Annotated in this window: 15 protein-coding genes; 5 read left to right on the top strand and 10 right to left on the bottom strand. The window is 69.1% G+C overall.

Annotation, left to right across the window (positions count from 1 at the left end; genetic code table 11):
- Positions 1-705 carry a zinc metallopeptidase gene (locus B5F84_RS04505; RefSeq protein WP_087321319.1) on the bottom strand — a complete coding sequence of 235 codons (705 nt, stop codon included), beginning with the start codon at positions 703-705 and terminating at the stop codon, positions 1-3.
- 87 nt (positions 706-792) lie between these two features.
- A complete protein-coding gene (gene rnd, locus B5F84_RS04500) occupies positions 793-1923 on the bottom strand; it encodes a ribonuclease D (protein WP_087321317.1) in 1131 nt (376 codons plus the stop codon).
- Between the two features lie 113 nt (positions 1924-2036).
- Here rnd and B5F84_RS04495 point away from each other — a divergent pair, with 113 nt between their 5' ends.
- Entirely contained in the window at positions 2037-3008 is a 972-nt protein-coding gene (locus tag B5F84_RS04495; protein ID WP_087321315.1) for a diacylglycerol kinase family protein, read from the top strand.
- Positions 3009-3071: 63 nt separating this feature from the next.
- On the opposite strand, the gene B5F84_RS04490 is transcribed toward B5F84_RS04495, so the two are convergent.
- From B5F84_RS04490 to B5F84_RS04480, 3 genes are read right to left on the bottom strand one after another with little or no spacing between them, the layout of a single operon-like run.
- A complete protein-coding gene (locus B5F84_RS04490; protein WP_087321313.1) occupies positions 3072-3380 on the bottom strand; it encodes an AzlD domain-containing protein in 309 nt (102 codons plus the stop codon).
- Positions 3377-4072: an AzlC family ABC transporter permease gene (locus B5F84_RS04485; RefSeq protein ID WP_087321311.1), complete on the bottom strand. Its 696-nt coding sequence runs from the start codon at positions 4070-4072 to the stop codon at positions 3377-3379. Before B5F84_RS04485 ends, B5F84_RS04490 begins: the two co-directional genes overlap by 4 nt.
- On the bottom strand, positions 4069-5124 hold the full coding sequence (locus B5F84_RS04480; protein WP_143786052.1) for a Gfo/Idh/MocA family oxidoreductase: 1056 nt from the start codon (positions 5122-5124) through the stop codon (positions 4069-4071). Before B5F84_RS04480 ends, B5F84_RS04485 begins: the two co-directional genes overlap by 4 nt.
- A gap of 208 nt (positions 5125-5332) precedes the next feature.
- On the opposite strand from B5F84_RS04480, the gene B5F84_RS04475 reads away from it, so the two are divergent.
- The 4 genes from B5F84_RS04475 to B5F84_RS04460 all read left to right on the top strand — a co-directional run bounded on the left by B5F84_RS04475 (position 5333) and on the right by B5F84_RS04460 (position 8000).
- Positions 5333-6049, top strand: a complete 717-nt coding sequence (locus B5F84_RS04475; protein ID WP_087321307.1) for an acyl-ACP thioesterase domain-containing protein — start codon at positions 5333-5335, stop codon at positions 6047-6049.
- Positions 6050-6058: 9 nt separating this feature from the next.
- A complete protein-coding gene (locus tag B5F84_RS04470; protein ID WP_087321305.1) occupies positions 6059-6493 on the top strand; it encodes a (deoxy)nucleoside triphosphate pyrophosphohydrolase in 435 nt (144 codons plus the stop codon).
- Positions 6494-6521: 28 nt separating this feature from the next.
- A complete protein-coding gene (thyA, locus tag B5F84_RS04465; RefSeq protein ID WP_087321303.1) occupies positions 6522-7370 on the top strand; it encodes a thymidylate synthase in 849 nt (282 codons plus the stop codon).
- 129 nt (positions 7371-7499) lie between these two features.
- Positions 7500-8000 (top strand): dihydrofolate reductase, encoded by a 501-nt coding sequence (locus tag B5F84_RS04460; RefSeq protein ID WP_204205502.1) that lies wholly within the window; start codon positions 7500-7502, stop codon positions 7998-8000.
- On the opposite strand, the gene B5F84_RS04455 is transcribed toward B5F84_RS04460, so the two are convergent.
- From B5F84_RS04455 to thrS, 5 genes are all read right to left on the bottom strand, one after another.
- Entirely contained in the window at positions 7997-8632 is a 636-nt protein-coding gene (locus tag B5F84_RS04455) for a hypothetical protein (RefSeq protein ID WP_087321301.1), read from the bottom strand. The genes B5F84_RS04460 and B5F84_RS04455 overlap by 4 nt on opposite strands.
- Before the next feature lie 115 nt (positions 8633-8747).
- On the bottom strand, positions 8748-9521 hold the full coding sequence (locus B5F84_RS04450; protein WP_087321299.1) for an aminoglycoside phosphotransferase family protein: 774 nt from the start codon (positions 9519-9521) through the stop codon (positions 8748-8750).
- 42 nt (positions 9522-9563) lie between these two features.
- Positions 9564-12185, bottom strand: coding sequence for a bifunctional acetaldehyde-CoA/alcohol dehydrogenase (gene adhE, locus B5F84_RS04445; RefSeq protein ID WP_087321297.1), 2622 nt, complete (start codon positions 12183-12185; stop codon positions 9564-9566).
- Between the two features lie 189 nt (positions 12186-12374).
- Complete coding sequence (locus tag B5F84_RS04440) at positions 12375-12752, bottom strand: PLP-dependent transferase (RefSeq protein WP_087321295.1); 378 nt, start codon at positions 12750-12752, stop codon at positions 12375-12377.
- A 2-nt stretch (positions 12753-12754) separates the two neighbouring features.
- On the bottom strand, positions 12755-14518 hold the full coding sequence (thrS, locus tag B5F84_RS04435) for a threonine--tRNA ligase (RefSeq protein ID WP_087321293.1): 1764 nt from the start codon (positions 14516-14518) through the stop codon (positions 12755-12757).
- Positions 14519-14578: the final 60 nt, after the last annotated feature.

Below are 14578 nucleotides of genomic sequence, written 5' to 3'. Positions count from 1 at the left end.
CTACTCCTCCCCGCGGCCGCCGTAGCGGCCCAGGAGGTAGAGGAGCTGCACGATGGAGGTGAGCGCGCCGGCCACGTAGGTGAGGGCCGCGGCGACGAGCACCTCGCGCGCGCCCTTCTCGTCAAGCCCCGAGCCGCGGGCGGAGAGGTAGGCCACGGCCCTGCGGGAGGCGTCGATCTCCACGGGCAGGGTCACGAGCTGGAAGACCACGGAGACGGCGAAGAGCACGATCGCCGCCTGGACGAGCCCCGCGAAGTTGAGCACCACGCCGAGGAGCAGGATGAGGGTCCAGGAGCCCTGGGCAAAGTTCACCGCCGGGACGAGCGCCGTGCGCAGGCGGTAGAACCAGAAGCCGCGCGCGGCCTGGACGGCGTGGCCCGCCTCGTGGCAGGCCACGGCGACCGACGCCACCGAGGCGCCGCGGTAGTTGTCGTCGGAGAGGTGCAGGCGGTTGTCGCGCGGGTCGTAGTGGTCCGTGAGGGTGCCCGCGACCCTCGTGATCCCCACCTGCGAGGCGCCGCCCTCGTCGAGCATGCGCCGGGCGACGTCGGCGCCCGTGCCGGGGACGTGGGCGTCCACCTGGGACCACTTGCGGTAGGTGCTTCTGATGTAGGCCTGCGTGAGGCCGCCGAGCGCGAGGGCCACGAGCACGACGATGAGATAGCCCGTGTCAAACCCGTAGAACCCGTAGTATGGGTACAGCATCCCTGACTCCCTCCTGAGCGGACGAGTCCATTCTACCCACCTGACCGGACACAAATTCGCGCGTCGCCCCCGGGGCGCGGAACGGGCCTAGAGCAGCTCGATCCGGCCCTCCTTGACGGTGAGGCCGACCTCCCCGTCCAGGAGCCGACCCAGGGGGATTCCGGCGAGCTCGTGGCGCCAGGACCGCGAGAGGCGCGAGGCCGGGCGGTCCTGGAGGAAGTCCATGAGGTCGTCGCGGGTCGCGATGAGCTGGGCGGCAACGCCGCTGCGCTCGGACACGAGGCGCAGCACCGCGTTCATGAGGTCGACGACCCCCTCGGTCTCGGCCGAGGGGCGCGCGTGCCTCGTCACGCGCGGGCACTCGTCGGCCGGGCAGGCGCGCCCGGCCTCGACCGCCTCGAGCAGCGTCGCGGCGTCGCGCTCCCCGAGCTGCTCGGTCCCCCGGACGCGGCGCAGGCGCTCCGGGGAGGTGGGCGCGCGCTTGCAGACCTCCACGACCACCTCGTCGGAGAGCACCCACTTGCGCGGCACGTCCCGGCGCGCCGCCACGGCCTCGCGCCAGGCGCAGACCTCGCGCGCCACCGCGAGCTGCCGGCGCGTGAGCGAGCCCGAGCGCTTGAGGCGCAGGTAGGCCTCTCGCGGGTCCCGGCGCACGCGGGAGGGGTCGGCGAGCGCCGCCATCTCCGGCACGACCCAGGAGAGGCGGTCTGCCTCGACGAGCTGCGACATCATGCGCTCGTAGATCCCCGGGAGGTAGCGGACGTCGTCCTCGGCGTAGGCGAGCTGCTCGGGGTCGAGCGGCCGGCGCGACCAGTCCGTGAGCGACTCGGCCTTGGGCAGGCGCACCCCGCAGTAGGCCTCCACGAGCGAGCCGTAGCTCACCTGCTGGCGCATCCCCAGGAAGGCGGCGGCGAGCTGCGTGTCGAAGACGGGGGCGCAGGCGCACCCCATGCCGTCGAGAAGAACCTCGACGTCCTGGGTGCACGCGTGGAGGACCTTGGTCACGGACGGGTCCTCGAGCAGGGCCGCCAGGGGCGAGAGGTCCTCGATGAGGATGGGGTCGACGGCCGCCACGTGCTCGCCGGCCGCCACCTGCACGAGGCAGAGGCGCGGGTAGTAGGTCTTCTCGCGAAGGAACTCGGTGTCGACGGCGAGGACCTTGGCGTCTGAGGCGAGCTCGCAGAAGGCCTCAAGCTCGGATTGGGTGGAGAGGTACACGGCGCTCGATTCTGTCGGCGGGGATTGGGTAACATGGGGTCTGGCCGGCAGCCCCGCGGCTCGGCCAACGAAACATGATACCCAAACGACGGCGGGGCCCTGGGAGGACAGCGGTGCGCACCCTCATCATCCACAATCCGAGGTCGGGCTTTGGCTCCGACGCGGTGTTCCAGTTCGAGCGCGCGCTCGTCCACGGCGGGGACGAGTGCGTCCTGCGCATGCTCTCCGAGGAGTTCGACGCGCGGGCGGCCTGCGCGGACGTCGCCGACTTTGACATGGTGGTCGTCTCGGGCGGTGACGGCACCGTGGCGTCCCTGCTCTACGCCCTGCGCGGGACGGGCACGCCCGTCTGCGTCTTCCCCTCCGGCACGGCCAACCTCCTCGCCGCGAACATCGGCAACGCCCCCGAGCCCTCGGCGCTCGCGCGCGCCTGCCGCGTGGGAAAGACCGACGACCTCGACCTGGGCGAGGTCTCCTGGGACGACGAGCGCGGCCAGCGCCACACGCGCGGCTTCGCCCTCATGTCCGGCACCGGCTTCGACGCGCAGATCATGCAGGCGGCGCTTCCCAGGAAGGCCGTGATGGGCCAGGCCGCCTACTTCGCCGCGGCGATCGCGCACCCGCGCCCCGCCGTCGAGCGCTTCACGATCACCGTCGACGGCGTCACGCACGAGCGCGAGGGCATCACGTGCCTCGTGGCCAACAACGCGATGATCCAGGCGGACATCGAGCTCGTCCCCGGGTGCCGCATGGACGACGGCCTGCTCGACGTCATCATGGTCAAGACCTCGGACGCCGCCCACCTCCTTGCCCCGCTCGCCCTCGGCCTCGTGGACCGAACGGGCCGCGCCCTCGGCCGGCCGCACCTCGAGGCCTTCACCGGGCGCGAGATACGCGTCGAGGTGAGCGAGCCCGTGCCCTTTGAGGTCGACGGCGACGTGGTCCCGGGCCTCGTGCGCGCCTACGAGGCCCGGGTGCTCCCGGGCGCGGCGCGGATCGTGGTGGACGCCATGAGCCCCTACGGCTCGGAGGACGACGGCTCGAGCCGCTTCGGCGACTCCGACGTCATCGCCTACCCCCGCTAGGGGGCGAGCCCCGGACAGCCCCCCAACGCGGCCCTGCGGCCACCGACGGCGGCGCCGACGCGGCTAGATCGCCCCGAGCAGCGCGAACGAGGCCATCCCCGCAAGGGCGCACCAGATGAGCGAGCCCGTCCTGCGCGCGACGAGCACCACCGCCGCCGCCGAGACGAGCGCGGGGACCGAGACCCCTGCGGCCGGGTCGAAGAGGTCGTTTGCCACGAGCGCCGAAAACGCCGCGGCCGGGATGAGGCCGAGCGCCTCGCCCACGCGCGGCGAGAGGGGCCGGCCCCTCAGAGCGAGCATCGGCACGCAGCGACAGGCCAGGATCGACGCGAGCACGCAGCCGTAGAAGACGGCGAGGTCCGACCCGCTCATCGCTTCCCACCCCCTGCCCCAAGCGGCAGCGCCATGCCGCCCGCCACGCCCGCGAGCGCGCCGAGAAGAACCGCGAGCGACCCCGCGCCCGCGAGCTTGAGGGTGACGACCCCGCACGCCGCGACGCCGGCCGCGACGGCGGCCCGGGGCGTCCAGCGCTGCGTGGCGAGCAGGCAGATGAAGATGGAGGTCATGGCAAAGGACATGACCTCCGTGGGCAGGGAGAGCGCGGGGCCGACCGCGGCGCCGAGCGCGTTGGCGGCGGCCCACGAGAGCATGCACGACAGGTTCACGGCCGTGGCGCGCCCGGGCGTCCACGAGCGGTCGGAGACGAGGCGCTCGAGGTTCACGCCGAAGCTCTCGTCGGTCACCGTGGCGGCGAAGAGCGCAGCGAGGGGGCGCGGGGCGCGCTCGAGGTAGGGCGCGAGCGCGGCCGAGTACAGCAGCTGGCGCGTTCCCACGAGGGCCACGCTCGCCACCATCGCCGCAAGCGGCGTCCCCGAGAGGGCAAGCGAGGCCATCATGAACTGCCCAGCGCCCGAGTAGTAGGTCGCCGATATGAGGAACGCCCAGGGCGCGGACACGCCCGCCTCGGCGGACAGCACGCCGCAGGGGATGCCAATGGCAACGTAGCCGAGCATGACGGGAAGGGCGACGGGGAGCGCCGCCCGGAGGTCTTCGAGGGCCCTCATGCGCGCCCCTCGTCGGCCGGGAACCTCACGCCGATCTGACGGCGGATCTCGTCCATGACGCGAAGCGACGCCAGGGTGACCCCCTCGAGGCGCTCCCTCAGCGCGACGGCGGCGGGGACCCCGCGCACCGCGTCCACGAAGTCGCGGACCTCGCAGGCCATGTCGTCGGCGGGCTCCTCGACTGGGAGCTCGACGGGGGCGCCCGTCTCGGGCCGGAAGGCGAGCCCGCCCGTCCCCTCGTGGGCGCACACGCGCAGGCGCGCGGGGCAGGAGACGTGGTCCCAGAGCAGGGTCGCGCGCTCCCCCTGCACCTCGCAGGGGGCAAGGTCGTCGCTCGTCTTCCCGAAGGAGAGGCTCACCACCTTGTCCCCATAGCCGAGCAGGGCCTCCCCTGCCAGGTCGACGGGCGCGCCGCACCCGGGGGCGGGCACCGTCACGGCAAGCGCGCGCACCTCGTCGGGCGCGCCGAAGAGCGCGACGGCGGGCTCCACGCAGTAGACGCCGATGTCCATGAGGGCGCCGCCCGCGAGCTCGGGGTCGAAGACGTTGACCCGCTCCCCGGCGCGCAGGCGCGCCATGCGCGAGGTCACCTTTGAGAAGCGCAGCGTGACGAGCCGGACCGCGCCGAGTTCCTCGGCGACGACCCGCTCGATGGCGGAGAAGGCAGGGACGTGGAGGCTGCGGAGCCCCTCGAGGACGACGACGCCCCGGCGGCGGGCGGCCGAGAAGACCTCCCGCGCCTCGCGCTCGTTGGCGGCGAGCGGCTTCTCAACGAGGACGTGCTTGCCGGCCTCCACGAGCTCGAGCGCCTGGGCGGCGTGAAGGCCGTTGGGCGTGGCGAGGTAGACGGCGTCGACCTCGTCGCAGCGGGCGAGGTCGCGGAGGCTGGCGAACGAGAGCACGGCGCCGCTCCTCGCCGCGAGCGCGCGGGCGCGCTCGATGGAGCGCGAGCAGGCCGCGACGTGACGGGCGTCCGGAAGCGTGGCGAGCGCCTCGAGGAACCGCTCGCAGATGGCGCTCGTCCCCACGGTCGCAAACCTCAGCTCGCCCACGGCTCCCCCTCTCGCCCGACATCGTCTCTCGATTGTAGCGCCGTGCTTTTCTCGTGGGTGAGCGCGAGAAGCTGCTAAGGTCTTGTCTGGTGCGTTGCGCGCAGGGTCGCGGCGGAGGCCAGATGTCCGCCCCGCCACCTTGTCCACGGAAAACGTGACAGCTTGCCCTGTCACCTTTGTCAGCCTTTGTCATCAGAGCGGGGTGGGGATGTACGCGTTCGACTCGAGGGTGCGCTACAGCGAGTGCGACGGCTCCGGCCGTCTGTCGCTCGTCTCCCTGATCGACTACTTCCAGGACTGCTCGACCTTCCAGTCGCAGGAGCTCGGCCGCGGCCTCGCCTCGCTTTCGCCCCGCGGCCTCGCCTGGGCGCTCACCTCCTGGCACATCGAGGTCGACGAGCTTCCCGCCTTCGGCACGCCCGTCACCGTCTCCACGTGGTGCTACGAGATGACCCGGGCGCACGCCTGCCGGAACTTCCGGCTCGCGACCGCCGAGGGGCGCACCCTCGCGCGTGCCGACTCGCGCTGGGCGGTCTTCGACACCGCCCGCGGCCGCGCCGTCCGCGTCCCCGCTGACCAGCTCGTCTACTGCACGGGCGAGGAGCCGCTCGACCTCGGCGCGCCCGAGCGCCGGCTGCGCCCTGAGGGCACGGGCACGCCCTGCCCCGAGCTCGTGGTCCGCGCGCAGAGCATCGACACCAACGGACACGTCAACAACGCGCAGTACGTCCTCTTCGCCGAGCTCGCCCTCGAGGCCCTCGGCCTGCGCGTCCCCACGGGCCGCGTCGACGTGAGCTACCGCGCCATGGCGCGGCTCGGCGACGCCATCGCGCCCGTCGTCTACCCGGACGGCCCCGGATGGGTCGTCGACCTTGCGGCGCCCGACGGCGCGAGCTTTGCGCTCGTCAGGCTCCGGGACAGATAGGAGCAGCACATGGATTCAGCAAGAAGAACGGTCCACGTGGCGGCGGGCATCGTCCACCGGGACGGCCGCGTCCTCGCGGCGCATCGCGCGGACGGCGCCTACGAGGGCGGCTGGGAGCTGCCCGGCGGAAAGGTCGAGGAGGGCGAGGCGCCCGTCGAGGCCCTGCGCCGCGAGCTCTCCGAGGAGCTCGGCTGCGAGCTTGGCTCCGCCTGGCTCTACGACACCGTCGAGCACGACTACCCCGACTTCCACCTCACCATGGACTGCTTCGTGACGAGGCTCGGCGCGGGCGCCGAGCCCGCCTGCCGCCCGGGCGTGCACGACGAGCTCCGCTGGCTCTCGCGCGACGAGCTCATGGACGTCGCGTGGCTGCCCGCAGACGTCGAGCTCGCGCGCGGCCTCGTCTACTACTGGGACGAGGCGCTCGCCGACCAGCTCCTCTAGCGCCGCACACACGTCAGAAAGGACCCCCATGAGCAGGGCCGACGACCTTTTCATCTCCATGTGCACCGACATCATCGAGCACGGCACCACCACCGAGGGCCAGAAGGTCCGCCCGCGCTGGGAGGACGGCACCCCCGCCTACACGATCAAGCGCTTTGGCGTGTGCAACCGCTACGACCTGCGCGAGGAGTTCCCGGCGCTCACGCTTCGGCGCACGGCGCTCAAGTCCGCGATGGACGAGGTCCTCTGGATCTACCAGCGCAAGTCGAACAACGTCCATGACCTGAAGCCCCACATCTGGGACGAGTGGGCCGACGAGACGGGCTCGATCGGCAAGGCCTACGGCTACCAGGTGGGCCAGGTCTCGCACTACCCCGACGGCGACTTCGACCAGATGGACCGCGTCCTCAAGGACCTGCGCGAGAACCCCTACTCGCGCCGCATCATGACGAACCTCTACACTTTTGCCGACCTCTCCGAGATGAACCTCTACCCCTGCGCCTACAACGCGATCTACAACGTGACGCAGGAGCCGGGCGAGGAGCGCCCCACGCTCAACATGGTGCTCGTCCAGCGCAGCCAGGACGTGCTCGCGGCCAACAACTGGAACGTGTGCCAGTACGCGATCTTGCTCATGATGGTGGCGCAGGTCAGCAACATGAACGCCGGCGAGCTCGTCCACATGATCGCCGACGCCCACATCTACGACCGCCACGTGGACGTCATTCGCGAGCTCATCTCGCGCCCCACGTTCCCGGCACCGACGGTGCGCCTCAACCCCGAGGTCACGAACTTCTACGACTTCACGACCGACGACCTGATCGTCGAGAACTACGAGCACGGCCCGCAGGTGAAGAACATCCCGATCGCGGTGTGACCGTCCGGCGGGTGGGCGAGAAGGTCGGGGGTAATGCCCCGTGCTCAAACAGCTTCGGCGCAAAGAGCGCGCCTGCAGAACTGCGCGGGGCAATGCGCCGAGCCCTGGCCGTGCGGAAAGGAATGACAGATGAGCTGCAAGCTGAGTGCGATCGTGGCGGTGTGCGACGACTGGGGAATTGGACTTGACGGCGGGATGGTCGTCGAGAACCGCGAAGACATGCGGCACTTTGTGGCCTGCACGACGGGGCATCCCGTCATCATGGGGCGCCGGACGCTCGAGAGCTTTCCGGGGGGCCGTCCGCTCAGGAACCGGCGCAACATCGTGCTCACGCGCGACGCGTCCTTCTCGCCCGAGGGCGTGGAGGTCGTCCACACGCTGGAGGAGGCGCTGGCCGCGGTTGCGGGCGAGGACGAGGTCTGGGTCATCGGCGGCGGGCAGGTCTACGAGCAGCTTCTCCCCCATTGCGCCGAGGCCGTCGTCACGCGCAACCACTGCGTGCGGCCCTGCGACACGCGCTTCCCCGACCTCGACGCGGACCCGGAGTGGGAGGTCGCCGAGGTGCGCCCCGGCGGAGTCACGCCCGAGGGTGTCTCGTTTGACTTCGTGACCTATCGGCGTCGCGCCTAAAGGGTCGGCACCGCCACGCTCGTGCCGCCGTAGAGCGCCGAGAAGAACGCCTCGTCGTCGGCCACCTGGGGCGCCCAGGAGCCGTCGTCCCCCTTCTCGCACCTTACCTGGACCGTGGTCGTCACGGGGCTCTCGTCGGCGTCGAGGCGCGCGTAGACGTAGCTCACGAGCTGAGCGAAGAGGGCGGCCTTCCCGCCCGCGGCATAGGCGTCCTCCGCCTCCTGGGTCTCCGACCAGGCCGCGTAGTCCTGACCGGCCCCCTCGAGCGCGGTCGCAAGGCAGGCGTTGGTGAGGTTGGCGGCGACGGAGGCCTCGCCCGTCTCCTCGTCGACCGTGCCCTCGCCGACCTCAAAGGTGAAGTGAGCGAAGCAGTGGCGGTGCCACTCGTCCGGATTGACGGCGTAGGTCTCGAGCCGCTCCATGGTCTCGGCGTCACCGTAGTCCGCGGCGGGCCACGTGCTCTCGGGGGCGTCCTCGGCCCCCTCCTCGGCGGGGACCACGTAGGAGGTGAGAAGCGCCCTCACGGCCTCGGCCGCCCGAGAGCCCTCGGAGGCGCACCCCACGAGCCCCACCGGCATCGCGAGCGCCGCCACGGCGCCGGCCGAAAGCCTCAGAAACGTGCGTCTGTCCATGGGCACTCCCCCGCTCGATGTTCTTCTCGCCTAGCTTAGCGCAGGGCGCCGGGACGGAAAAGGGCCCGCCAACCTTGGTTGACGGGCCCAGGACGTCACGTCCGCGGTCGCGGCGCTAGTCAGTGTCGACGGCGGCGTCCACCTGGCTGCGGAGGAACTCCTCGGCGTCCTTGCGGTTGCGGGAGAGCTCGGCGGCGGCCATGACGGGCACCCAGTAGTGCACCTTCTGCTTGGCGACGTCGGCCTTCTTGGAGAAGAGGTCGAGATAGCCCTCGGCGTGACCCGGGTGATACATCTTGAAGAGGATGTAGGTCATCGCAGCGTCGGCCTCGGGGAGGCCACGGGTGACGTGGGTCCAGTCACACGCGTAGAGCGTGCCGTCCTCGGTCACGATCACGTTGGAGGGGTTGAAGTCGCAGTGGCAGATCGCGCGGCCCGGGGCCATGCGGTCGGCGCGCATCTGGAGGTCGTAGCGCACGGACGGGTCAAGGTCCTTGACCTTGCCCACCATGCCGGCGATCTTGGTCTTCTGGTCCTTCAGCAGCTCCGGGGCGGGCGTGTTCTGGACCTCGATCTGGAAGTCGACGAACTGCTCGAGCAGCTTGTCGTACTCAGGGGTGCCCTCGGCGGCGTCCATGAGCGAGCGCATGGTGACGCCCGGGACGTACTCCGTCGAGAGGGCCCAGGAACCGTCGGCGACCTGGGAGACCTCGAGGACCTTGGGAACGCGCACGCCGGCCTCGATGACGCGGGCGATGTTCAGCGCCTCGTTGAAGATGTCGGAGGCCGGCTTCTCGGCCTTGAACACCTTCACGATGCGGTCGCCGTCCACGTAGACGACCTTGTTGTGACGCTCGACGATGACCTGCTTGCTGTCAGAGAGTTCCATTGCTGCCTCCTTCGGCAACGAGAAGAACGTTTCCTGTGCTGACTAGTCCTCGTAGGAGCTGGCCTCGCGACCATAGAAGGCGTCGAGGTAGAGCTCCTTGATCTCGGAGATGAGCGGGTAGCGCGGGTTGGCGCCGGTGCACTGGTCGTTGAACGCGTTCTCGGACATCTCGTCGATGGTGGCGAGGAAGTCCTCCTCGGTGACGCCAAAGCCGGCGATCGTCTCGGGCACGCCCACGTGAGCCTTGAGCTCCTCGATGCGCTTCACGAAGTTCTCGAAGACCTCGCGGTCGTCCTTGCCCTGGATGCCGCAGAAGCGGCCGGCCTCGGCGTAGCGAGCCAGGGTCTTGGGGTGGTCGTACTGCGGGAAGGTGCCCATCTTGACCGGACGCTCGGCCGCGTTGTAGCGCATGACGCGGGTGAGGATGACGGCGTTGGCCAGGCCGTGCGCGATGTGGTGGTAGGCGCCGAGCTTGTGGGCCATGGAGTGGTTCACGCCGAGGAAGGCGTTGGCGAAGGCCATGCCGGCGAGGCAGGACGCGTTGGCCATGTGGTCACGGGCCTCGACGTCGGTACCGTCGTCATAGGCGCGCTCAAGATAGGTGAGCACGAGCTTCATGGCGCGCAGCGCAAGGCCGTCGGTGTAGTCGGACGCCATGATGGAGACGTAGGCCTCGAGGGCGTGCGTGAGCACGTCGACGCCGGAGGCGGCGGTCAGGCCCTTGGGCTGGGTCATCATGTTGTCGGTGTCGACGATGGCCATGTTGGGCAGGAGCTGGTAGTCGGCGATCGGCCACTTGGTGCCGGTGGTGGCGTCGGTGATGATCGAGAACGGCGTCACCTCGGAGCCCGTGCCCGAGGAGGTCGGGATGGCCACGAAGAAGGCCTTCTGGCCCATCTCGGGGAACGTGTAGATGCGCTTGCGGATGTCCATGAAGTCCATGGCCATGTCCTCGAACTTGGCCTCGGGGTGCTCGTACATCATCCACATAATCTTGCCGGCGTCCATCGCGGAGCCTCCGCCGATGGCGATGATGCAGTCGGGCTCGAAGGCCTTGACCTGCTCGAGGCCGCGCTCGCAGTCCTGGAGCTTGGGGTCAGGGGAGATCGACCAGAAGCTGGAGTAGCAGATGCCCTGCTCGTCGAGGGACTCCTCGATCTTCTTGGTGAAGCCGCTCTTGTAGAGGAAGGAGTCGGTGACGATGAAGGCGCGCTTCTTGCCGTAGACCTCGGAGAGCTCGCGCAGGGCAACGGGCATGCAGCCCTTCTTGAAGAAGACCTTCTCGGGCACACGGAACCACAGCATGTTCTCACGCCTCTCTGCGACGGACTTGATGTTCAGCAGGTGCTGGGGGCCAACGTTGCCGGAGACGGAGTTGCCGCCCCAGGAGCCGCAGCCAAGGGTGAGGGACGGGGCCATCTTGAAGTTGTAGATGTCGCCGATGCCGCCCTGGGCAGCCGGGGTGTTGATGAGGATGCGGCAGGTCTTCATGCGCTTGGCGTGCTCGGCCATCTTCTCGGTCTCGCGCGTGTCAATGAACAGCGAGCTCGTGTGGCCGTAGCCGCCGTCGGCGATGAGGCGCTCGGCCTTGGAGAGGGCGTCCTCCCAGTCCGTGGCGCGATACATGCCGAGGATGGTGGTGAGCTTCTCGTGGGCCCAGGGCTCGGAGGGCTCGACGGAGCTGACCTCGCCGATGAGCACCTTGGTGCTGGCGGGGACGGAGACGCCGGCGGCCTCGGCGATCTTGGGGGCGGGCTGGCCGACCATCTTGGCGTTGACGCCGCCGTTGATGATGACGGTGTTGCCGACCTTGGCGACCTCGTCGCCCTGGAGGAAGTAGCAGCCGCGCTTCTGGAACTCGGCCTTGACCTTGTCGTAGATCTTGTCGAGAACGATCACGTTCTGCTCGGTGGCGCAGATCATGCCGTTGTCGAAGGTCTTGGAGTGGATGATCGAGTTGACGGAGAGCTCAACGTCGGCGGTGTCATCGATGATGGCAGGGTTGTTGCCGGGGCCAACGCCCAGGGCGGGCTTGCCGGAGGAGTAGGCGGCGCTGACCATGCCGGGGCCACCGGTGGCCAGGATGATGTCGGCGGAGCGCATGAGCTCGTTGGTCATCTCGAGGGAGGGGGCGTCGATCCAGTCGATGATGCCCTTGGGGCAGCCGGCGGCCTCGGCGGCGTCACGGACGATGCGGGCGGCCTCGGCGGTGCACTCCTTGGCGCGGGGGTGCGGGGAAATGAGGATCGCGTTCCTGGTCTTCAGGCAGATGAGCGTCTTGAAGATGGCCGTCGACGTGGGGTTGGTCGTCGGGATGACGGCGGCCACGAGGCCGATGGGCTCGGCGACCTGCTTGTAGCCGAAGGCCTTGTCGTCAGAGATGACGTCGCAGGTCTTCATGTCCTTGTACTTGTTGTAGATGTACTCGGAGGCGTAGTGGTTCTTGATGACCTTGTCCTCCATGATGCCGTAGCCGGTCTCCTCGACGGCCATCTTGGCGAGCGGGATGCGCGCCTTGTTGGCGGCCATGGCGGCCGCGTAGAAGATCTTGTCCACCTGCTCCTGGGTGAACGTAGCGAACTCAGCCTGTGCGGCGCGCATCTCCTGGATGCGAGCCTGCAGCGCCTCGACGCTGTCGATCGTGGTCGGGACCTTCTTTGCCATGCGTTCCTCCTATTCCCTTAGGCCGCGCACCCGTCCGTTGGGGAGCGCGACCGTACAGAAGACACGTAACGCCTTGGTACAGGGTCGCACCAATCATTGGAAAGTATAGCAGACCAGATGAGGGCGCAAGGTCATGCGGGAAGTTAGCTGAAAGCAGGCCCGCAGGAGGCGCCCCCGTGACGGCAATCCTCACGTGCGGGCGCCCCCGGCGAGAAGAACCTCGAGCTCAAGGGCCTGCTCGCGAGCGTCGCGCCCATCGGCCTCCCAGAGGGCCCACTCCCCTGCCGGCGCCCCGGCCAGACGTAGCGCCACCCGCGGGCCGAAGCCGCTCTCGAGCGTGCCTGCGGCATGCTCGAAGTCGGGGTCCGCCCTGAGTCCCGGGTAGCGCACCGCGGCCACGCGCGGGTGGCAGGCGAGGTAGCACGCCACGGCCTGCGCGGCGTCGGAGACCGCCCGCCAGCGCGCATGGCCGAGCGCGCGCGAGAGGACCGCCAGGCCGTCAAGGGAGAGGGCGTCCGCAGCCTCAGCCGCGGACGCCCTCCGAAGGGTATGGTTCGTCTTGCCCACCGCTAGCGACGCTCGGCGATCTCGGCGCAGACGTCGGCGATGAAGTCGTCCAGCGAGCGGGATACGGTCTCGTTGGAGCGGTCGCGGACGGAGATGGTCCCGGCCTCGACCTCCTTCTCGCCGAGGATGAGCATGTAGGGAGGGCGGTCCACGGAGCGGGCCTCGCGGATCTTGTAGCCGATCTTCTCGTCACGCTCGTCGAGGACGGCGCGGATGCCGGCGGCCTCCAGGCGCTCGGTGACGGCGCGCGCGTAGTCGCGGCTCTTCTCGGAGACGGGCAGGACCTTCACCTGGCAGGGCGCGAGCCACGTGGGGAACTTGCCGGCGAAGTGCTCGATCAGGATGCCGATGAAGCGCTCGATGGAGCCAAAGCACACGCGGTGCAGCATGATCGGGCGCTTCTTGGAGCCGTCGGCGTCCGTGTACTCGAGGTCAAAGTTGAGCGGCATCTGGAAGTCCAGCTGCACCGTGCCGCACTGCCAGGTGCGACCGAGCGAGTCCTCCAGGTGGAAGTCGATCTTGGGGCCGTAGAAGGCACCGTCGCCCTCGTTGACCACGTAGTCCTTGCCGAGCTTCTCGAGGGCCACGCGCAGGGCGGACTCGGCGCGCTCCCAGTCCTCGTCAGAGCCCATGGAGTCGTCGGGGCGCGTGGAGAGCTCGAGGTGGTAGGTGAAGCCGAACTTCTCGTACACCGAGTCGATGAGGTTCACCACGCCCACGATCTCGTCCGTGAGCTGGTCCGGGCGCACGAAGAGGTGGGCGTCGTCCTGGTTGAAGCAGCGCACGCGGAAGAGGCCGTGCAGGGCGCCGCGCATCTCGTGGCGGTGGACCAGGCCGATCTCACCGGCGCGGATGGGGAGCTCGCGGTAGCTGTGAGGCTTGGAGGAGTACACGAGCACGCCGCCCGGGCAGTTCATGGGCTTCACGCAGTACTCCTCGTCGTCGATGATCGTGGAGTACATGTTGTCCTTGTAGTGATCCCAGTGGCCGGAGGTCTTCCAGAGCTCCTTGCTCATGATCATGGGCGTGGAGATCTCCACGTAGCCGGCGGCGCGGTGGATCTCGCGCCAGTAGCTGAGCAGCTCGTTCTTGAGCGTCATGCCGTTGGGCAGGAAGAACGGGAAGCCGGGGGCCTCGTCGCGCATCATGAAGATGTCCATCTCGCGGCCGATCCTGCGGTGGTCGCGCTTCTTGGCCTCCTCGAGCAGGCGCAGGTGCTCGTCGAGCTCGTCCTTGGTGGCAAACGCGGTGCCGTTCACGCGCGTGAGCATCTTGTTGGCCTTGTCGCCCTTCCAGTAGGCGCCGGAGACGCCCGTGAGCTTGAAGGCCTTGAGCGCCTTGGTGTAGGTGAGGTGCGGGCCCACGCACATGTCGATGTACTCGCCCTGCTGGTAGAAGGTGATGCGGGCGTCGGGGTCAAGGTCGCCGATGTGCTCGACCTTGTACTTCTCGCCGCGCTCCTCCATGAGCGCGATGGCCTCGGCGCGCGGGAGCTCGAAGACGGTGAACTTGAGGTTCTCCTTCACGATCTTCTTCATCTCCGCCTCGATGGCCGGGAAGTCCTCCTCGGAGATCTTCTGGCCCTCGGGCAGGTCGATGTCGTAGTAGAAGCCGTTGTCCGTGGCGGGGCCGTAGGCGAAGTCGGCCTCGGGGTAGAGGCGCTTCACGGCCTGCGCCATGATGTGGGCGGCGCTGTGACGGACGACGTGGGTGACCTCGTCGGCGGAGCACTCGTCGATGTGGCCGTCGTTGTACAGGACCTTCATGGGAATACCTTTCTCTGGCATGGTGTCCGAACATGAAAAACGCCCGCACGCCGCCATCTG

It is taken from the genome of Olsenella sp. An290, assembly GCF_002159535.1.
Classification (GTDB): domain Bacteria; phylum Actinomycetota; class Coriobacteriia; order Coriobacteriales; family Atopobiaceae; genus Thermophilibacter.
This window is presented reverse-complemented; position numbering and strand designations above follow the sequence as displayed.